General features: G+C 71.0%; 18 protein-coding genes. 10 read left to right on the top strand and 8 right to left on the bottom strand.

The genetic code is table 11. From position 1 onward, the window contains the following. Window positions 1-9: 9 nt before the first annotated feature. The gene (locus tag KV097_RS15210) at window positions 10-1,365 is read left to right on the top strand and encodes a dipeptidase (protein ID WP_220366340.1); all 1,356 of its coding nucleotides are present in this window, start codon (window positions 10-12) and stop codon (window positions 1,363-1,365) included. A 92-nt stretch (window positions 1,366-1,457) separates the two neighbouring features. Continuing rightward, entirely contained in the window at window positions 1,458-2,576 is a 1,119-nt protein-coding gene (locus KV097_RS15205; protein WP_220366339.1) for a hypothetical protein, read from the top strand. Between the two features lie 166 nt (window positions 2,577-2,742). Here KV097_RS15205 and KV097_RS15200 read toward each other — a convergent pair whose 3' ends face one another. Beyond that, window positions 2,743-4,314, bottom strand: coding sequence for a long-chain-fatty-acid--CoA ligase (locus KV097_RS15200; protein ID WP_220366338.1), 1,572 nt, complete (start codon window positions 4,312-4,314; stop codon window positions 2,743-2,745). A gap of 122 nt (window positions 4,315-4,436) precedes the next feature. Here KV097_RS15200 and KV097_RS19415 point away from each other — a divergent pair, with 122 nt between their 5' ends. Next, window positions 4,437-4,565, top strand: coding sequence for a hypothetical protein (locus KV097_RS19415; RefSeq protein ID WP_255559662.1), 129 nt, complete (start codon window positions 4,437-4,439; stop codon window positions 4,563-4,565). A 6-nt stretch (window positions 4,566-4,571) separates the two neighbouring features. Here KV097_RS19415 and KV097_RS15195 read toward each other — a convergent pair whose 3' ends face one another. Continuing rightward, window positions 4,572-5,030, bottom strand: coding sequence for an SRPBCC family protein (locus KV097_RS15195; protein WP_220345981.1), 459 nt, complete (start codon window positions 5,028-5,030; stop codon window positions 4,572-4,574). Window positions 5,031-5,091: 61 nt separating this feature from the next. On the opposite strand from KV097_RS15195, the gene purF reads away from it, so the two are divergent. The 3 genes from purF to KV097_RS15180 all read left to right on the top strand — a co-directional run bounded on the left by purF (window position 5,092) and on the right by KV097_RS15180 (window position 8,002). After that, window positions 5,092-6,603 carry an amidophosphoribosyltransferase gene (purF, locus tag KV097_RS15190; RefSeq protein ID WP_220343264.1) on the top strand — a complete coding sequence of 504 codons (1,512 nt, stop codon included), beginning with the start codon at window positions 5,092-5,094 and terminating at the stop codon, window positions 6,601-6,603. Between the two features lie 16 nt (window positions 6,604-6,619). Then, complete coding sequence (purM, locus tag KV097_RS15185; RefSeq protein WP_220343265.1) at window positions 6,620-7,669, top strand: phosphoribosylformylglycinamidine cyclo-ligase; 1,050 nt, start codon at window positions 6,620-6,622, stop codon at window positions 7,667-7,669. A 138-nt stretch (window positions 7,670-7,807) separates the two neighbouring features. After that, entirely contained in the window at window positions 7,808-8,002 is a 195-nt protein-coding gene (locus KV097_RS15180) for a DUF3073 domain-containing protein (RefSeq protein ID WP_220343266.1), read from the top strand. A gap of 49 nt (window positions 8,003-8,051) precedes the next feature. On the opposite strand, the gene KV097_RS15175 is transcribed toward KV097_RS15180, so the two are convergent. The 5 genes from KV097_RS15175 to KV097_RS15155 are packed head-to-tail and all read right to left on the bottom strand — an operon-like array spanning window position 8,052 to window position 14,405. After that, a complete protein-coding gene (locus KV097_RS15175; RefSeq protein WP_220366337.1) occupies window positions 8,052-9,824 on the bottom strand; it encodes an ABC transporter ATP-binding protein in 1,773 nt (590 codons plus the stop codon). Continuing rightward, entirely contained in the window at window positions 9,821-11,518 is a 1,698-nt protein-coding gene (locus KV097_RS15170; RefSeq protein WP_220366336.1) for an ABC transporter ATP-binding protein, read from the bottom strand. Before KV097_RS15170 ends, KV097_RS15175 begins: the two co-directional genes overlap by 4 nt. Continuing rightward, entirely contained in the window at window positions 11,511-12,296 is a 786-nt protein-coding gene (locus KV097_RS15165; RefSeq protein WP_220366335.1) for an ABC transporter ATP-binding protein, read from the bottom strand. Before KV097_RS15165 ends, KV097_RS15170 begins: the two co-directional genes overlap by 8 nt. Beyond that, window positions 12,289-13,347: an iron chelate uptake ABC transporter family permease subunit gene (locus KV097_RS15160; RefSeq protein WP_220345986.1), complete on the bottom strand. Its 1,059-nt coding sequence runs from the start codon at window positions 13,345-13,347 to the stop codon at window positions 12,289-12,291. Before KV097_RS15160 ends, KV097_RS15165 begins: the two co-directional genes overlap by 8 nt. A 44-nt stretch (window positions 13,348-13,391) precedes the next feature. Beyond that, on the bottom strand, window positions 13,392-14,405 hold the full coding sequence (locus KV097_RS15155; RefSeq protein ID WP_308289450.1) for an iron ABC transporter permease: 1,014 nt from the start codon (window positions 14,403-14,405) through the stop codon (window positions 13,392-13,394). A 74-nt stretch (window positions 14,406-14,479) separates the two neighbouring features. On the opposite strand from KV097_RS15155, the gene KV097_RS15150 reads away from it, so the two are divergent. Together KV097_RS15150 and KV097_RS15145 are read left to right on the top strand one after the other, a co-directional pair. Next, window positions 14,480-15,451: an ABC transporter substrate-binding protein gene (locus KV097_RS15150; protein WP_220366334.1), complete on the top strand. Its 972-nt coding sequence runs from the start codon at window positions 14,480-14,482 to the stop codon at window positions 15,449-15,451. Continuing rightward, complete coding sequence (locus tag KV097_RS15145) at window positions 15,435-16,307, top strand: siderophore-interacting protein (protein ID WP_220366333.1); 873 nt, start codon at window positions 15,435-15,437, stop codon at window positions 16,305-16,307. Before KV097_RS15150 ends, KV097_RS15145 begins: the two co-directional genes overlap by 17 nt. Window positions 16,308-16,319: 12 nt before the next feature. On the opposite strand, the gene KV097_RS15140 is transcribed toward KV097_RS15145, so the two are convergent. Then, window positions 16,320-17,399 carry a Glu/Leu/Phe/Val dehydrogenase dimerization domain-containing protein gene (locus tag KV097_RS15140; protein ID WP_308289449.1) on the bottom strand — a complete coding sequence of 360 codons (1,080 nt, stop codon included), beginning with the start codon at window positions 17,397-17,399 and terminating at the stop codon, window positions 16,320-16,322. 157 nt (window positions 17,400-17,556) lie between these two features. Between KV097_RS15140 and KV097_RS15135 the strand changes: the two genes are divergently transcribed. Then, on the top strand, window positions 17,557-17,772 hold the full coding sequence (locus KV097_RS15135; RefSeq protein WP_220343273.1) for a BldC family transcriptional regulator: 216 nt from the start codon (window positions 17,557-17,559) through the stop codon (window positions 17,770-17,772). Between the two features lie 82 nt (window positions 17,773-17,854). After that, a complete protein-coding gene (locus KV097_RS15130; RefSeq protein ID WP_220366332.1) occupies window positions 17,855-18,307 on the top strand; it encodes a hypothetical protein in 453 nt (150 codons plus the stop codon). Window positions 18,308-18,319 lie beyond the last annotated feature (12 nt).

Raw genomic sequence — 18,319 nt, 5'->3', positions numbered from 1 at the left:
GGTGCGGGCATGAGCCCTGCAGCGGTGCAACGACTTCACAGCATCATGCCTTCGGTCCTCGCGCATCTGGGGGATCTCGTGCGGATTCCTTCGGTCGGCGCCGATCCGGCGCGGGCGGGGGACGTACGGCGCAGCGCCGACGCCGTGGCGGCACTGCTGCGCGACGCGGGGTTCGCGGAGGTCGACGTCGTGGAGGCGGGTGGCGGGCCGGCGGTCATCGCCAACCATCCCGCCCCTGAGGGCGCTCCGACGGTGCTCCTCTATGCGCACCACGACGTCCAGCCCACCGGCGACCCCGACGCGTGGACGTCACCGCCGTTCGAGCCGACCGAGCGTGGCGAGCGCCTGTACGGCCGGGGCGCGGCCGACGACAAGGCGGGGATCGCTGCGCACCTGGCGGCCTTCCGGGCCTGGGACGGCAAGCCGCCCGTCGGGGTCACCGTGTTCGTCGAGGGCGAGGAGGAGTCCGGGTCTGCGAGCCTCGGCGCGCTGCTCGACACGTACCGCGACCGCCTCGCCGCGGACGTCATCGTCATCGCCGACTCCAGCAACTGGGACATCGGTACGCCGGCGCTCACGACGACGCTGCGTGGCCTGGTCGACTGCGTCGTCGAGGTGGAGACGCTGAAGCACTCCGTCCACTCGGGGATGTGGGGCGGCGTCTTCCCGGACGCGCTGATGGTGCTGACGCGGCTGCTGTCCACGCTGCACGACGACGCCGGCGAGGTCGCCGTCGCGGGACTGCACGCGACCACCGCGGCCGAGGTGGAGTATCCGGCAGACCGGCTCGCCGCCGAGTCGGGCGTGCTGCCCGGGGTGGAGCAGATCGGCACGGGATCGGTGGTGGACCGGCTCTGGGCGAAGCCGGCGATCAGCGTGATCGGCATCGATGCGCCGACCGTGGCGGACTCGTCGAACACGCTCGTGCCGCGAGCCCGGGCGAAGGTGTCGATGCGCATCGCGCCCGGCTCGGACCCCGACGCGTCGATGGACGCGCTCGTCGCACATCTGGAGTCGCACGCGCCGTGGGGTGCTCGGGTCACGGTGACGCCGAACGACCGCGGCGACGCGTACGAGGTCGACGCGACCGGACCCGCCTATGACGCGGCTCGGGATGCGTTCCGCGAGGCGTGGGACGGCGTGGAGCCGATCGACATGGGCGTCGGTGGGTCGATCCCGTTCATCGCGGAGTTCGCCGAGCGCTACCCCGGGGCGGCGGTGCTCGTCACCGGGGTGGAGGACCCCGACACCCGCGCGCACGGCATCGACGAAGGCCTGCACCTGGGCGAGTTCACGCGGGTCTGCGTGGCGGAGACGTTGCTGCTGGGGAAGCTTGCGGAGGCTCGACGCCCGCCCACCCTTTGAGAAGATATATCCGTAACTATATATCTTTCGCCGTTTTCGCTCTACGTTCTTCTTAACGGTCGCTGCAAGAGGTGGCCGCGGAAGGAGAAGACATGAAGACGACTCCGGCTCGCCGAGGGGCGGGCATGATCGCGGCAGGTGCACTTGTCGCAGGGGCGCTCGCTGCGCTTCCCGCGACCGCGGCACACGCTGCTCCGAGCACGACCAACTACATGTGCACCGCCTATGGGCAGTCGATGGACGCGAAGCTGGCCGTCGACATCACCGCACCTGCGACCATCAACACCGGGATTCCGCTTAGCCTCAACGGTCCGGTGGAGGTGGCCTGGGGGGACACCTGGACAAACTTCGTCCGAGGCCCTGCGGCTGTGAAGTTCCACACCGCGAGTGCTACCGCTCCGGTCTTGGTCAACGGCGTCCCGCTCGCAACGCCGGCGAAGATCACCTTCCCTGCTGCGAGCCTCGTCGTGCCGGCTACAGGGCCCCTCGTTTGGCCGGGCACGATCACCCTCCCCGCCATTCCGACAACCTCCGGTGGTGATGTCGAGGTCAAGCTCGGCAAGGCCGACTTCGCGATGAACGTGTCCCTTGTTTACAGCGGACATAAGCCGACCGATGCCGCGATTCCTTGCGCGGTGAGCGGCGCTGCTCCGACGATCGCATCGGTCGACGTCACCCCGCCCGGCACGCTCGCGCCCGTCGCGGCGCTGAAGGCCGCCGGCAAGGTCGCCGTCGGACAGCGTCTGACCGCCAGCGGTGGCACCACCAACCCGGCGAGCAGCGTCTCGTACCAGTGGCTGGTCGGTGGCAGGGCCGCCGGCGCGGGCTCCGCGTACGTCGTGAAGCCTGCTGACCTCGGCAAGGCTGTCGCCGTCCGTTCGACGGCGAAGAGGGTGGGTTACGTCACTCGCGTGACGACCGTCAACGTCGGCAAGGTCGCCGCGGGCACCCTCGCCGTCAAGGGCAAGGCCAAGATCACCGGCAAGGCCAAGGTCGGCAAGAAGCTCAAGGTCAAGCCGGGCAAGGCTGCCGGAGCGCGGGTCAAGTACCAGTGGCTCAAGAACGGCAAGAGGATCAAGGGCGCGAAGGGCAAGACCCTCAAGCTCAAGAAGTCCTTCAAGGGCAAGAAGATCTCGGTGAAGGTCACCTACACCAAGGTCGGCTACAAGACGGTCACGCAGAAGACGAAGGCCGTCAAGGTCAAGAAGTAGTCTCCGCCTGACCAGGTCCCGGCATCGCGGTTGCCCCCGCACCGCGATGTCGGGACCTTTTGCGTTCTCGGCCCCCGCTCGACCTCACAAAGGATCCGACGTTTCGCCCTCCTTGGGGTGAAACGTCGGATCCTTCTGTCGGGAGGTGCGCCCGCCTCGCGCTCGATCAGATCTGGCGGCCCGCCTCCGGCCAGTACGACTTGCGCAGGTCGCGCTTGAGGATCTTGCCCGAGGGGTTGCGCGGCAGCACGTCCACGACATCGATCGAGGTCGGGCACTTGAAGCCTGCGAGCTGTTCGCGGGTGAACGCGATCAGCTCGTCTGGCGTCACCGACTCGCCTTCGCGGAACGCGACGACCGCCTTCACCGTCTCGCCCCACCGCTCGTCCGGGACGCCGATCACCGCCACCTCGGCCACGGCCGGGTGCGCGGTCAGGACCCGCTCGACCTCCGGGGAGTAGACGTTCTCGCCGCCGCTCACGATCATGTCCTTGATCCGGTCCTCGACATAGACGTAGCCGTCGACGAAGCGGCCCACGTCACCGGTCCGGAACCATCCGTCCTCCGTGATCACCTCGGCCGTGGCCTCCGGCTGGTTGTGGAACCCCTTCATCAGCTGCGGGGTCCTGAACCACAGCTCACCCGGCTCGCCCTCCGGGACGTCCTCGAGCGTGAACGGGTCGACCACCCGCGTCTCGACCTCGGGGATCGGGACACCGGCCGAAAGCAGCCGCTCCGGGTGCTCGGCATCGAGGTGCGCCTCCGGGAGCAGGTGCGTGATCACGCCGCACACCTCGGTGAGGCCGTACACCTGCATGAACTTCGTGTCCGGCCACGCCTCCATCGCTCGCCGCAGGAGCGGCAGCGGCATCGGCGCGGCGCCGTACGTGAAGAACGTGAGCTTGCCGAACAGCGCGATCGCCTCGGGCCCGCCCGCCAGCGCCATCTGCGCGAGGGCGGGGACGAGGAAGGCGGAGTTGGCGCCCTTCATGATGGCGGTCGCCAGCGACACAGGGTCGGGCTCACGGGTCATGATGCTCGGGAAGCCGTCGTGCAGCGCGAACTGCACGTACGAGGTGCCGCCGACGTGGAAGAGCGGCATCGCGACGAGGCTGATGTCGCCCGGGTCCAACTCCCAGCCGTCGTGGGAGTTGATCGTGTGGGCCACCATCGCGCGGTGGCTGAGCATGACGCCCTTGGGTCGGCCGGTCGTGCCCGAGCTGTACATGATCAGAGACGTGTCCTCCGGACCGCGGTCGGGGGCGGGGCCAGCCGGCTGCGACGCGGCCAACCACCCCTCGTACTCGTCCGCCTCCGCGCCGTCGGGAGTGACCTGGATGATCTGCTCGACCATCGGGAGCCTGTCTCGGATCAGCTCGATCGTCGGCACCAGCTCTGTCCCGACGAACAGCACCCGGGCGCCGGAGTCGTTGATCGTGTAGTCGAGCTCGTCGCCGGCCAGCCGCCAGTTGACGACCGCGGTCGCCATGCCGCGAGACGCCGCCGCGAGGGTGACCTCGACGCACGCCGGGTGGTTCTTGTCGAGGAAGGCCACCACGTCCCCGCGTCCGAGGCCCAGGTCGCGCAGACCGCCGGCGGCACGGCGGATGCGCTCGTCGAACTCGGCAAAGGTCCACGAGCGCTCCCCGTACGCCATGCAGTCGGCGTCCGGTGTGGTCTCAGCCCAGTAGGCGACCCGGTCGTCCAAGAAGGTCGGGGGCGGAGGGGACGCAGTCATGGCTGACTCCTCGGTGCGGCGCAGTGCGCGTCGGCGGACAGTGGCATGACTGTGACACGGGTCACAGGCGAGGGCAAGGCCCACCTGACAGGGCTTCGTTGGCGCCTCGTACCCTGGAAGACGTGTCCCTCGCCCAGATCTCTGCCGCCGGAATGCTCCCCCAGCCGCTCGTGGGAGCGATCGCCGTCGGCATCCCCCTCCTGATCATCGCGCTGTTCTTCGTCTACTGGGACCGCCCGAAGAAGCGCTGACGGCCCTCAGTCTCGGGCCAGCAGCCCGGCCAGGCGGTCGAGGGACCGCGTCATCTGGCGCTGGGTCGTCTCCGCGAGGCTGCCCCGGCGCAGGAGCCACCTCTGCCGGTCCTCGGACACGTCCCACGTCTCGGTGACGATCGTCCCGGCCGGGACGACCTCGAGGTCGTAGCGCCAGACCCGCCCGCCGAGCAGGCCCCCGAGCATGGTCGTCCGCCAGGCGATGGTCTGGTTCTCCACGTAGGCGACGACCACGCTGGTGGTCGTGTACGGCACACCGCCGCGTCGCATCCGCATCGTGAACTCCGACCCGAGGCGCAGCGGGACGTCGGTGACGTCGACGACCTCCACCACGTCCTCGGCGCCGGCCAGCGACGGGTGGGAGTGCGGGTCGGCGAGGAGGGCGAAGATCCGTGCGGCTGAGGCATCGATGGTGCGTACGGCGTGGACGCGGTCTGAGTTCATGCCACGAGAATGCCGGGGTCGCGGATGCGGCGCATTGGCGGCTGGCGCCTACACTGGTGCCGTGCCTCGCGGAGACGGTCGTCTGACCCACGACCTGGACCCCCACGACGTCGGCCCCCAGGACGCCTGCGGTGTCTTCGGAGTCTGGGCTCCAGGTGAAGAAGTCGCCAAGCTGTCCTACTTCGGGCTCTACGCCCTCCAGCACCGAGGGCAGGAGTCGGCGGGCATCGCGGTCAGCAACGGCTCGCAGATCCTCGTCTACAAGGACATGGGGCTGGTGTCCCAGGTCTTCGACGAGGCGACGCTCGAGTCGCTGCAGGGCAGCCTCGCCGTCGGCCACACCCGCTACTCGACGACGGGCGCGAGCGTCTGGCAGAACGCCCAGCCGACGTTCCGGCCCACCGCGCACGGCTCTGTCGCCCTCGCGCACAACGGCAACCTCACCAACACCGCCGAGCTCGCCGACCTCCTCGAGAAGCGCACGGCGGAGTCCGGCAGCGAGCTCGTCGGACGCGTCCGTGAGTTTGCGAGCAGCGACACCGCCGTGATGGCCTCGCTGCTCGCCTCGTACGAGGACCTCTCGCTCGAGCAGGCGGCACTCGAGGTGCTGCCGATGCTGCGGGGCGCGTTCTCGATGGTCTTCATGGACAACGACGCCTTGTACGCCGCGCGGGATCCCCAGGGGATCCGGCCGCTGGTCCTCGGCCGGCTCGACCGGGGCTGGGTGGCCGCGTCGGAGACCGCCGCGCTCGACATCGTCGGCGCGTCGTTCGTCCGGGAGATCGAGCCGGGCGAGTTCGTCGCGATCGACGCCGACGGTCTGCGGGTGCACCGCTTCGCCGAGGCCAAGCCCAAGGGCTGCGTCTTCGAGTTCGTCTACCTCGCCCGACCCGACACCCAGATCTCCGAGCAGCGGGTGTTCTCGGTGCGCGCGGAGATCGGCCGCCGCCTCGCTGCGGAGTCACCGGTCGAGGCCGACCTGGTCATCCCGGTGCCGGAGTCCGGCACGCCGGCGGCGATCGGCTACGCGGAGGCCTCCGGCATCCCGTTCGGGCACGGGCTCGTCAAGAACTCCTACGTGGGGCGCACCTTCATCCAGCCGAGCCAGAGCCTGCGCCAGCTCGGCATCCGCCTCAAGCTCAACCCGCTGCGCGACGTGATCGCGGGCAAGCGGCTCGTGGTGGTCGACGACTCGATCGTTCGCGGCAACACGCAGCGTCAGCTGGTGCGGATGCTGCGCGAGGCCGGTGCCGCCGAGGTCCACGTCCGCATCTCGAGCCCGCCGGTCAAGTGGCCGTGCTTCTACGGCATCGACTTCGCCACGCGTGCCGAGCTGATCGCGAACGGCATCTCGGTGGAGGAGATCCGACGCTCGATCGGCGCCGACTCGCTCTCCTACATCTCGCTCGAGGCGATGGTCGACGCGACCAACGTGCCCAAGAACGACCTGTGCCGCGCGTGCTTCGACGGCGAGTACCCCGTGCCGCTGCCCGAGGGCAGCCTGGTCGGCAAGAACCTGCTCGAGCCGGAGCGCGCGGACGACCGCGTCTCCGTCACCATGGTCAACCCCTAGCGACGGAGGGTCGCACGTGACGTCGTACGCCAGCGCCGGAGTCTCGATCGAGGCCGGCGACCGCGCGGTCGAGCTGATGAAGGAGTGGGTCGAGAAGGCCCGCCGCCCTGAGGTGCTCGGAGGCATCGGCGGGTTCGCCGGGCTCTTCGACGCCTCACAGCTCAAGCGCTACGACCGCCCGCTGCTGGCGACCTCCGCCGACGGCGTCGGCACCAAGGTGGTCATCGCTCAGCGCATGGACGTCCACGACACGATCGGGTACGACCTCGTCGGCATGCTCGTCGACGACCTCGTCGTCTGCGGCGCGGAGCCGCTGTTCCTCACCGACTACATCGCGACCGGCAAGGTGGTGCCGGAGCGGGTGGCCGCCATCGTGAAGGGCATCGCCCAGGCGTGCGAGGAGGCAGGCTGCGCGCTCCTCGGCGGCGAGACTGCCGAGCACCCCGGGCTCCTGGGGCCCGACGAGTACGACGTCGCGGGCTCGACGACCGGCGTGGTCGAGGCCGAGTCGCTGCTCGGCGCTCACAAGGTCGCGGCAGGAGACGCCGTGATCGCGATGGCCTCGTCGGGGCTGCACTCCAACGGCTACTCGCTGGTGCGCAAGGTCTTCTTCGACGTCGCCGGCTGGGACCTCGAGCGCGAGGTGCCCGAGCTCGGCGGGACGCTCGGCGAGACGCTGCTGACGCCGACGCGCCTGTACGCCAAGCCGTGCCTGGAGCTGGCGGCGTCGGTGGAGGTGCACGCGATGTCGCACATCACCGGCGGCGGCTTCGCGGCCAACCTGGCCCGGGTGGTGCCCGAAGATCTCTCCGTACGGGTCGACCGGGGGACCTGGAGCCCGGCGCCGATCTTCGACCTGGTCGGTCGACTGGGCGACGTCACGCGCCCCGACCTCGAGTCGGCGCTCAACATGGGCGTCGGGATGGTGGCCCTGGTCGCGCAGGACGTGGCAGAGCGCGCCCTCGAGGTCCTGGCCGAGCAGGGGGTCGAGGCCTGGCAGTGCGGAGAGGTGCTGGACGAAGCCGGCGGAGAGGTCGAGCTGGTCGGTGACTACCGCGTAGTGTGATCTACATCACCCTCGACTCGCCGCACCCGGAATGCCGGTGCCGAGCCGCCGGGTCGGTTCGCGCATCCTTGTCCTGAACAGGTAGCCTTAGCGCTACGAGAGACCACATTCCGAGACTTCGCGAGGGGGTCGGACCCTATGGGGCGCGGCCGTGCAAAAGCCAAGCAGACGAAGGTTGCACGCAACCTGAAGTATCAGACGCTCGAAACCGACTTCGACCAGCTGCAGCGCGAGCTCCACGGCGAGCCGGACGGGCCCACCGAAGAGCCGGACCCCGAGCTTCTCGAGAAGTACGCCGACTTCGCAGACAGCGAGCCTCGCCCCACGACCTGATCGTCGTCGACGCAGCCCGCGGCCAGTTCCGTGGGCTGCGTCGTCTGTGTCAAGACTGCGACCACGACGCCCACAGCGTCGCGTAGGTCCCTGCGCGGGCGAGCAGCTCGGCGTGGGTTCCCTCCTCGGCCACCTTCCCGCGGTCGAGGACCACGATCCGGTCGGCGGCCGCGGCCTGGCTGAGGCGGTGCGCCACGACGAGCGCCGTCCGTCCCGCGAGGGCAACGTCGGCCGCGCGGTCCAGGAGTCGTGCGCCTGATGACCCGGCCTCGGCGGTCGCCTCGTCGAGGACGACCACGGGTCGGTCGGCGAGCACGACGCGCGCGAGCGCGACCTGCTGAGCCTGTGACGGGGTGAGGGCGTGGCCGTCGCCGCCCACGGCCGTGTCGAGCCCGTCCTCGAGTGCGTCGACCCAGCCCGAGTCGCCGGTGCGCGTCAGCGCGTCGCGGAGGCGGTCGTCGTCGGCATCCGGTGCGGCGAGGCTGAGGTTGTCCCGCAAGGTGCCGGCGAACACGTGCACCTGCTGGGTCACGAGCGCGGCGCGAGCACGGACGCCGTCGGATCCCAGCTCCTCGTACGCCGTGCCGCCGAGCGCACGTGAGCCCGAGGTCGGGGCCAGATGTCCTGCGGCGATGAGTGCGAGGGTGCTCTTGCCCGCCCCGGTCGCTCCGACGAGGGCGACGCGTTCGCCCGGCTCGACGCGGAGGTCGACGTCGTGGAGGACGTCGTCACCGTCTGGGTATCGGTGACGGATCGCCTCGAGCCGCAGACCGGGCAGCGTCGTGCTCGGGGCAACGTCCGCGGTCGGGGCCGGGGCGAGCCGCGCCAGCCCGGCCAGGCGGGCGAGCGACGCCCCCGCGGCCTGCACCTGGTCGAAGGTCAGGAGGAGCCCGCCGATCGGATTGAAGAGTCGGTGGAAGAACAACGCTGCCGTGGTCGCCGCGCCCACGGTGACCTGACCGGACCGGACCAGCACGAACGAGGTCCCGAGGACGAGGAGCAGGCCGACGAGCTCGGCGCGATTGGTCCGCCCGAAGAACCGTGTGAGCATCCCGAAGACGCCGATCGACACACTCATCGCGCGCTGAGAGCGGTCGGCGACGTGACCTGCCCAGGCCCGCTCGTACCCGATCTCCCGGAGCGTGCGCGAGCCGTGCAGGCCCGACAGCAGCGCCTCGGCGCGCTCGCTCTGGGCCACCCGCTCCTCGGCGTAGCGCGGCGCGGAGCGCGGGAGGTACCAGCGCAGGCCCATCACGTAGAACGGCATCGCACAGAGGCCGGCGAACCCGAGGCGCCAGTCCAGCGCGGCGAGACCGACCGTGGTGAAGCCGATCGCGACGGCGGACTCGATCGTGATGGGCAGCGCCTCGTCCAAGGACTGGGTCACCGAGCGGACGTCGTCGTTGACCCGCGCGAGGAGGTCCCCGGCGCCGGCCTCCTCCACGTGCTCCGGGTCGAGCTCGAGAGCGCGCGCGACCACGTCTTCACGCAGCCGCGCCAACGCCGGCACGGCCGCGTGCCCGAGACCGATGATCGCCAGCCCGGACGCCGCCCCGCCGAGCACTGCCGCGCCCGCGACGACAACGGCCGCGCGCACCACGTCCGTCACCTCGCCGCCGTTGCGGATCACGTCGACGAGGTCGCCGAGCACCCACGGGGCCGCGAGGCCCAGCAGCCCTGCGAGTGCGAAGCCTGCTGCGGCCGCGGTCAGAGGCAGCCGTCGTCGTCGCAGCAGGCTCCACGCGAGCCGTGCGGTGTCGGCGCGGTCGGCGACGGGGAGCAGGTGCCGAGTCGCAGCACCGCCTCGACGTGGTGAGGTCATCGCAGCACCGCCTCGACGTAGTCAGCGCGCTCGAGCAGCTGGGTGTGGGGACCGGTGGCGACGGTGCGCCCGTCGAGGACGAGGACGACGTGGTCGGCCTGTGCCAGCAACGACGGACTCGACGTGATGACCACCGTCGTCCGGGGTGCACTGCCGTGACGAGTGGCGCGCAGGCCGCGCGCGATGGCCTCCTCGGTGACCGAGTCGACCGCGCTCGTCGGGTCCTGGAGGAGCAGGACCGGTGTGTCGTGGGCGAGGGCACGCGCGAAGGCGATGCGTTGCCGTTGCCCACCCGAGAGTGAGCCGCTGGCCCGGACCCGTCGCTCGAGCCCGTCCGGGTGGGCGGTCACGAGGTCCTCGGCGGCCGAGGCGGTGAGGATCCTCGTGAGGGCGTCGTCGTCGTGGCGCCCGTGCGGGTCGACGTTGAACCGTACGGAGCCGTCGAAGAGGTCGACGCGGTGGGCGGCGACGAGCAGCACCGACCGGCGCTCACGGGTCCCCAGGCTGGAGACCGGCGTTCCGCCGAGCAGGGCCGCCCCCGAGTCCGGCACGCGCTCGCCGGTGAGCACCGACACCATCGCGTCAGAGGCGGCGGGGTCGTCCACCACGACTCCCACAAGGTCTCCGGGTGCCGCCTTGAGCACGAGGTCGCGCAACGGGCCGGCGGAGACGTGGTCGAGCTCCAGGGCGTACGGCGGCTCGGGAGCGTTGCCGCCCTCGCCGACGAGCCGAGGTGTCGCGAGGACGTCGGCGATGCGTCGTGCTGAGGCGTACGAACGTGCCGCGTCGGCGCCGAGCCATCCCAGCTGGGAGACCGGCTCGGCGAGGAACTGCGTCAGGCCGACGATCGCCACGAACTCACCGAGCGACAGCTCTCCTGAGAGAGCGCGGCTGCCGGCCAGCAGCGCGACGGCCGCGAGCAGCAGACCGCTCAGTCCGGTGGTCGCCGCCGACAGGGCGCCCCAGCCGCGGACGGTCCGCAGCGCGGCCCGCTCCGCGGACCGGCTGGACCGTCGATAACGCTCCGCTGCGACCCGTTCGGCGCCGACGCCCTTCAGCGGTCGCATCCCCTGGATCAGGTCGGTCGCCATCCCGGACGCGCCGGCGACGGCGGCCTGCTCGGCACCGAAGCGTCGCGCGATCACCGGGCTGAGCAGCTGGGACGCCGCGACGATCAGCGGCACGCCGACGAGGACCAGGAGCCCGAGCGCCACGTCCAGCCACAGGAGATAGATCGCCGACGCAGCGGTGGCGACGAGCGCCGACACCGCATACCCGAGCTGGCGTACGACGGTCGACACCGCCAACGCATCGCCGGTCGCGACGGACACCGTCTCGCCGGCCAGCAGGCCCGTGCGGGCGCCGTCGGGATCGAGGACGTGGTCGAAGATCTCCAGCCGCAGCGCGTGCTGCTCGCGCTGCACCGCTCCGAACCCGAGTCGCGCACCGAATCGGTACGACAGGCTCAGCACACCCATCAGCACGGTGAGCGCGATCGCTCCGACGACGAACGCGGTCAGGTCGCCCGGGGCGATCGCTCGATCGATGATGAGGCCGATCGCGACGGGGACCAGGGCCTCGCAGACCTGCCAGATGCTGAGCAGCGTGTAGGAGAGGACGAGGCGGCCACGGTGGCGCCGCAGCATCCGTCGGATCAGCCGAGCACCGGTCGGCGGCACCCCCGGGCTAGCCACGCCGGACCGGGACGACGGTCGGGAGGGCGTCGTACGGGTCGGAGAAGACGTGCGCCTCCAGGCCGAAGACCTTGGCGAGCAGCGCCGGGTCGACGACGTCGGACGGGGGACCCTGGGCGACGATGCGCCCATCGTCGACGACGACGAGGTGGTCGCTGTAGCGAGCCGCGAGGTTGAGGTCGTGCAGGACGACGACGATCGTTCGTCCGGTGTCTCGGCGCAGCCGCACCACGAGGTCGAGCACCTCCACGGCGTGCGCGAGGTCGAGGTGGGTGGTCGGTTCGTCCAGCAGGAGCACGTCGGTGTCCTGAGCCAGCGCCATCGCGATCCACGCGCGCTGGCGCTGGCCTCCCGACAGCTCGTCGAGCGGACGGTCGCCGAGGTCGTCGACGCCCGTGGCGGACATCGCCGCCGCCACGATGCTGTCGTCCTCGGCCGACCACTGCCTGTACCACGGCTGGTGCGGCTGTCGTCCTCGCGCGACCAGGTCGGCCACCGTCATGCCTTCGGGGGCGGTCGGGCTCTGGGGGAGCACCGCCAACCGACGCGCCAGGTGGCGAGGACGGATCGACGAGACCGGTGCGCCATCGAGCAGGACCCGGCCGCGCGTCGGGCGAAGCAGGCCGGCGAGGGTGCGCAGCAAGGTCGACTTGCCGCACCCGTTCGGCCCGATCACCGTCGTCACCTGCCCCTGGGGCACGTCGAAGGTGATCCCGTGGAGGACGTCACGGCTGCCGTACCCGGCGACCACGCCCTCGGCGCGCAGGGGGTTAGACACTGGATCTCCGTACGTAGCGGACGAGCAGGAACATGAGCGCCGGCGCCCCGATCACCGCGGTGAGGACGCCGACGGGAAGCTCGACGGGGAGGCGCTGGGCCGTCTGGTCGGCCACCAGGACGACGAGAGCGCCGACCATCCCGCTCGTCAACGGCGTCGGGCCTGCCGTCCCGAACACGCGCAGCGCCGCCTGGGGGGCGACGAACGCGACGAACCCGATCGGGCCGGCGACCGCGGTGGCCGCCGAGACCGCGACGACCGCCAACGCGATCGCGTACGCCTCGGACCGGGCGGTGCGGGTGCCGAGCGACGCAGCGACGTCGCGGCCGAGGCGCAGCGCGGACAGGTCCTGGGAGAGCACGGTGCTGCAGGCCGTCGCCACCGCGACCACGGTGAGCAGCATCCAGACGTCCTCGACCCGGACGCCTGCCAGCGACCCGGTGAGCCAGCGCGACGCGACGGCCGCGCTGTGCAGATCGGCACGCATCAACGCCCACGAGACGATCGCCAGCGCGATCGCGTTGACGCCGAGCCCGACGAGGATCAGCCGCATCCCGTCGAACCCGCCCCTCCAGGCGAGCGCCACGATGATCGCCGTGGTGAGCAGGCCGCCGACGACCGCGGCCGGCGCGACCAGCGTCGCGGAGGCGGTGCCCGTGACGCTCGTGACCAGCCAGGGTTGTGTGATCAGCAGGACGGCGGCCGCACTCGCCCCGGCCGTGACCCCGAGCAGGTCCGGCGTCGCGATCGGGTTGCGTGTGACCGACTGCGTGAGGGCACCGCTCAGGCCGAGCACGAAGCCCACCAGGATCGCGGTGACGGCGCGGACCAGCCGCCGGTCGACCACGACGAGGTGATCGACCGACGATCCGCGTCCCGTCAGCGCCGCCCAGACCCGGGACGCAGGCAGGTCGAGCGTGCCGGTGAGGACCGCCAGGACGGTGACCGCGAGAAGGGTGATGGTGACGATCGTGGTCCAGACGACGGCACGTCGGCGGACCAGGACGCCGAACGGCCCGATCCGGACACCCACACCCCGACGCGCGCTCACAGCGCTGTCCTGACGCGCGCTCACAGCGCTGTCCTGACGCGCGCTCACAGCGCGACCAACCTTCGACGCCGCGTGATCGCGATCAACAACGGCGCCCCCACGAGGACCACGACGACACCCGCCTGCAGCTCACCGGGCGGCGCCGCGACGCGGCCCACGGTGTCGGCGGCGGTCAGCACGACGGCCCCGACCAGCCCCGCGTACGGGACGAGCCAGCGGTAGTCGTGGCCGCTGAGGAACCGCGCGGCGTGCGGCGCGACGAGCCCGACGAACGCGAGGGGACCGCACACCGCCGTCGCAGCCCCGGCCAGGAGGGTCACCGCCACGATGCCGACCACGCGGCTCCGCCGTACCCGCGTGCCGAGCGCCTGCGCGACGTCCTCGCCGAGCGTGAGGGCGTTGAGCGAGAAGGCGTTCGCCGTCGCCAGCACGAACCCGGCACAGACCACCACGACCAGTGGACCGGCGAGCTCGAGGTCGCGGTTCGAGACGGCGCCCACCTCCCAGAAGCGCAGGACGTCGAGCGTCTGTCTGTCGAGCAGGATGAGCGCTGCAGTCAGCGCGCTCAGCAGTGCGGCCATGGTGGTCCCCAGCACCGCGAGCATCACCATCGCGCCCCTGCGGAGGCTGCCGAGCCCCAGCAGGAAGACGATCGTGGACACCGCGCCCGCGCCGATCAACGCCGCGACGACCGTGGCCACCGAGGACTGGACGCCCAGCGCGAAGACGAGCACGGCCACACCGAACGTCGCGCCGGCGTTCACCCCGAAGAGCCCGGGCTCGGCGAGCGGGTTGCGGGTGTGGCCCTGCATCAGTGCGCCGGCCACGCCGAGGGCGGCTCCGGCCACCAGGGCGAGCAGGGTACGGGGCAGTCGCTGGGAGGTGATGACGGTGGCGTTGTCGGAGTCCATGCGGCCGAGGAGCGCCCCCAGGACCTCGCCGATCCCGATGCTGCGACTGCCGACCGCGAGGCTGAGGGCCGCCACCGCGACGGTCGCCGCGACCAGCGCCAGCATCACTGCCGTACGCCGTCCGACGTCCGACCCGGGAGTGAGCACGACCACATGCTTAGGTTAGCCTCACCAACACCTCGTCAGGAGGCGGGGCCGTGCTGGTCGACAGAAGGAGCAACATGCGCGTCAGGTCTTCCCTCAGGACAGCAGCCGTGATGGTGGCGGCTACCGCCCTGACCGTCTCGGGCTGTGGTGGCAGCGACGAGGAAGCCAGCGGGGACGAGGGCGAGACCCGGACGGTCGAGTCGACCTTCACCGGCAAGAAGGTCGAGATCCCGGTCGAGCCCAAGAGGGTCGTCGCGCTGTGGCGCACCGGCGCGATGCTCGCCGAGCTCGGCGTGAAGCCCGTCGGACAGCTCGAGGGCGAGCTGGTGGCCGAGGAGATCCCGGCCGAGCAGTTCGCCGAGGTCAAGGACACCCCGGCCGTCGGCAGCTTCGACGGGATCGACATCGAGAAGGTCATCGAAGCCGATCCCGACCTGATCATCGGCATGGACAACGGGGGACTCGGCGTCGACTACGGCGACCTCGAGGAGATCGCACCGACGGTGATCCTCGAGATCGCGGAGCCGACCGACGTCTGGGACAACTACCCCACCGTCGCCGACCTCGTCGGGAAGTCGTCCGACTACGACGCGCGTGAGAAGGAGCTCGACGCCACGCTCGCCGACGTGAAGACGCAGTACGGTGACGCGCTCGCCGACGCGAACGCGACGTCGCTCGGCTTCTCCGAGGGTGTCCTCTTCGTCGAGACCAGCAAGTCGCTGACGTACGAACGTCTCCAGGCCGCCGGGTTCGGCTACAACGCCGACTACACCGAGAACCCCGACCGCTACGTCACCGAGCTCGCGACCGAGAACCTGCCGAGTCTTGCCGAGTCCAAGGTCCTGCTCTACGACGCGAACCTCGACGGCTCGTTGAACCCGGAGAACCAGAAGCTGATCGCGATGCCCTCGTTCACCCGGTTGCCGGCTGCCCGCGCAGGGCACGCGTACCCGCTGACCTCGGGCACCATCTACACGTTCGAGGCGGCCCAGCGTCAGGCCGAGGACATCGAGAAGGCGGCTAAGGCCTATGCCGCGTCACGGTGACACCCCGACGCTCGCCGGCCCGACCCTGACGCTGCTGGACCACCCGATCGGGATCCAGGAGCTCGAGGTCCTTCGACGTGACCAGCTCACGCCACGGATGGTGCGCCTGGTTCTCGGCGGCGATCTCGCGCGGTGGGAGGCCCGGGCACCCGACGAGCACGTGAAGCTCGTGTTCCCCGACCCCGAGACCGGGATGACCCGTGCACCCGTGGCCGACGGCGACCACCTGCACTGGCCGAAGCCCTTCCCGCCGACGCGCGAGTACACCGTCCGCCGCTTCGATCGCGAGCGCGGCGAGGTCTGGATGGACTTCGTCGTCCACCCCGGCGGGCTGGCCTCCGACTGGGCTGAGTCCGTCCAGCCCGGCGACCGGTTGTGGGTCGCTGGACCGCGAGCCGGCTACGTGGCGCCGCCCGCCTTCGCCTACCGAGTCGTGCTGGCCGACCACACGGCGCTGCCGGCCGCGGCCCGCATCGTGGAGGAGCTTCCGCACGGTGTCCGCGCACGGGTGGCGCTCCTCGTCCCCGACGCCGCCGAGGAGCAGGACCTCGTTGTCCGTGAGGGCGTCGAGGTCACCTGGCTGCACGAGGACGACCCGGAGGTGTCCGACCGGGGGTTCGAGCCGTTCCTCGCCGGGCTGGACCTTCCTGCCGACGAGCCCTGGACGTTGTGGGCCGGAGGCGAGGCCGGACTGCTCAAGCCGGTACGCCGCTGGGCGAAGGAGCACGGGTTGGTCAACGGCTCCACGGCCGACATCTCGGGCTACTGGAAGCGCGGTCGCTCCAACGCGGTCACGCCCCGCCGGAGGCTGGCGCACCGCGTGAAGCACGCCCTGCGCATCGACGACGACGCCTGAGACTGCGGGGCGTCAGGGCAGCCAGACGCCCCGCAGGCGGGAGATCTCGCGCATGCGTTGCTCCGCGATGCGGTCGGCCGCTGTGGACGGCGCGACGCTCTCGGCCTTCGCCCGGTGCAGGACGTCGAGCGTGGTCGCGTAGATCCGGGCCGCTCGTGCCCTGGCCCGGTCGAACGAGAAGCCCTCGAGCTCGTCGGCGACCTGGATCAGCCCGCCGGCGTTGACGAGGTAGTCCGGCGCGTACACGATGTCGCGCTGCGCGAGCAGCTCCTCGGTCCCGGCGTGGGCCAGCTGGTTGTTGGCGCCGCCGCAGACGAGCCGCGCACTGAGCGTCGCGACCGTCTCGTCGTCGAGGGCTCCTCCGAGCGCGCACGGGGCATAGACGTCGAGCGGCTCGCGGACCAGCGCTGCGGTGTCCGCCGCCACCCGCACGGACGGGTGCGCCGACCGTACGGCCTCGATGGCGGCCGGATCGACGTCGGTGACGACGACGTCTGCGCCGTCCTCGACGAGGTGAGCGACGAGGTGTCGGCCGACCTTGCCCACACCGGCGACGCCGACGCGGCGACCCGACAACGACGGCGTGTCCCACACGAACTCGGCGCCCGCGCGCATGCCTTGGAAGACGCCGAAGGCGGTCAGCACGGACGAGTCGCCCGCTCCGCCGTGCTCGGTGGTCCGTCCGGTCACGTACGACGTCTCGCGGGCGATGACGTCCATGTCCTCGGGGTAGGTGCCCACGTCGCAGGCCGTGTAGTAGCGGCCGTTGAGCGACTCGACGAACCGGCCGTACGCCCGGAGTCGCGCCTCGGACTTGTCACGGTGCGGGTCGCCGATGATCACGGCCTTGCCGCCGCCGAGGTCGAGCCCGGCCAACGAGGCCTTGTACGCCATGGCCTTGGAGAGCGCGAGCACGTCGGCGAGCGCCGCCTGCTCATCGGCATACGGGTAGAAGCGGGTGCCACCGAGTCCGGGTCCGAGCGCGGTCGAGGACAGCGCCACGATCGCGCGGAGCCCGCTCGCCTCGTCCTGGCAGAACACGACCTGCTCGTGGCCACCGCCGAAGGGGGACATCACCTGTGGACCGTCCACGCCAACCTCCTCGTGCTGTGCTCTCCACTGTAGGAGGGCGCGGAGTTGACGTCCGGGCGGGTGCGAAACGTCCCGATGTTGCCCGTTCGGTTACACCTCGGTACGGATTCGGCGACACCCCTCGGCATGGATGGGTGCATTTTGGCATCATTCAGCCATGGATTCGCACTCCCCCGATGCGGAACGCCTTCTCACGCCGTCCGAAGTTGCCGCGCTGTTCCGCGTGGTCCCGAAGACCGTGACCCGCTGGGCACAAGCAGGCAAGATCAGTTCAATCCGTACCCTAGGCGGACACCGCCGCTTCCGCGAGGCGGAGGTTCGGCGCCTCCTCGCCGAGGGGTTCGGTCCCGACGACGAGAGCCAAGCCAGCTAGCCGGGGCGGCCGGAGAGCCGCGCCACACCGTTGCGGCAGAGGGGTCGGGGGACCCGCTGCCGCAGGAGCGAGGAGAACCGACGTGTCTCAGCAACCCAGTTCCCGTGCACTGCTGCTCGCGAGCGGTATCGCCGGATTGGCCAGCGGAGGGCGATCGACGCTCGGCCCTGCCGTGACACGCCTGTCGAGCAAGCACTCGGCACGGTCACGCGGGTTGGTCCTGGCGGGCATCGCCAGCGAGCTGGTCGTCGACAAGCTGCCGCAGACACCGAGCAGGCTCCGGCTCGCTCCGTTGGCCGGCCGAGTCGCGGCGGGCGGACTCGCCGGATTCCAGATCGCACGCCTCGGCAAGGCTCCTGTAGTCGCGTCCACCGTGGCCGGTGCCGCGGCGGCGCTCGCCGGGTCGTACGCGGGCAACGCCTGGCGCCAGGCCTGGGCGCGGACCGGCAAGCCGGACCTGCCGGCGGCGCTCGCCGAGGACGCCGCGTCCATCGGGCTGGCGTACGCCGCGTCCCGCGTCGTCTCTCCTTCCTGATCGCGAGGGCTG

The organism is Mumia sp. zg.B17 (assembly GCF_019550915.1).
Lineage (GTDB): Bacteria > Actinomycetota > Actinomycetes > Propionibacteriales > Nocardioidaceae > Mumia.
Note: the sequence above shows the minus strand (reverse complement) of the source record. Positions and strands in the feature narration are given on the sequence as shown.

Bases quoted from the DNA above. Each gene is read 5' to 3' on its own strand.
- KV097_RS15210 (WP_220366340.1), top strand. From the start codon at position 10: ATGAGCCCTGCAGCGGTGCAACGACTTCACAGCATCATGCCTTCGGTC.
- KV097_RS15205 (WP_220366339.1), top strand. From the start codon at position 1,458: ATGAAGACGACTCCGGCTCGCCGAGGGGCGGGCATGATCGCGGCAGGT.
- KV097_RS15200 (WP_220366338.1), bottom strand. From the start codon at position 4,314: ATGACTGCGTCCCCTCCGCCCCCGACCTTCTTGGACGACCGGGTCGCC.
- KV097_RS15195 (WP_220345981.1), bottom strand. From the start codon at position 5,030: ATGAACTCAGACCGCGTCCACGCCGTACGCACCATCGATGCCTCAGCC.
- KV097_RS15180 (WP_220343266.1), top strand. From the start codon at position 7,808: ATGGGGCGCGGCCGTGCAAAAGCCAAGCAGACGAAGGTTGCACGCAAC.
- KV097_RS15175 (WP_220366337.1), bottom strand. From the start codon at position 9,824: ATGACCTCACCACGTCGAGGCGGTGCTGCGACTCGGCACCTGCTCCCC.
- KV097_RS15150 (WP_220366334.1), top strand. From the start codon at position 14,480: ATGCGCGTCAGGTCTTCCCTCAGGACAGCAGCCGTGATGGTGGCGGCT.
- KV097_RS15145 (WP_220366333.1), top strand. From the start codon at position 15,435: ATGCCGCGTCACGGTGACACCCCGACGCTCGCCGGCCCGACCCTGACG.
- KV097_RS15135 (WP_220343273.1), top strand. From the start codon at position 17,557: ATGGATTCGCACTCCCCCGATGCGGAACGCCTTCTCACGCCGTCCGAA.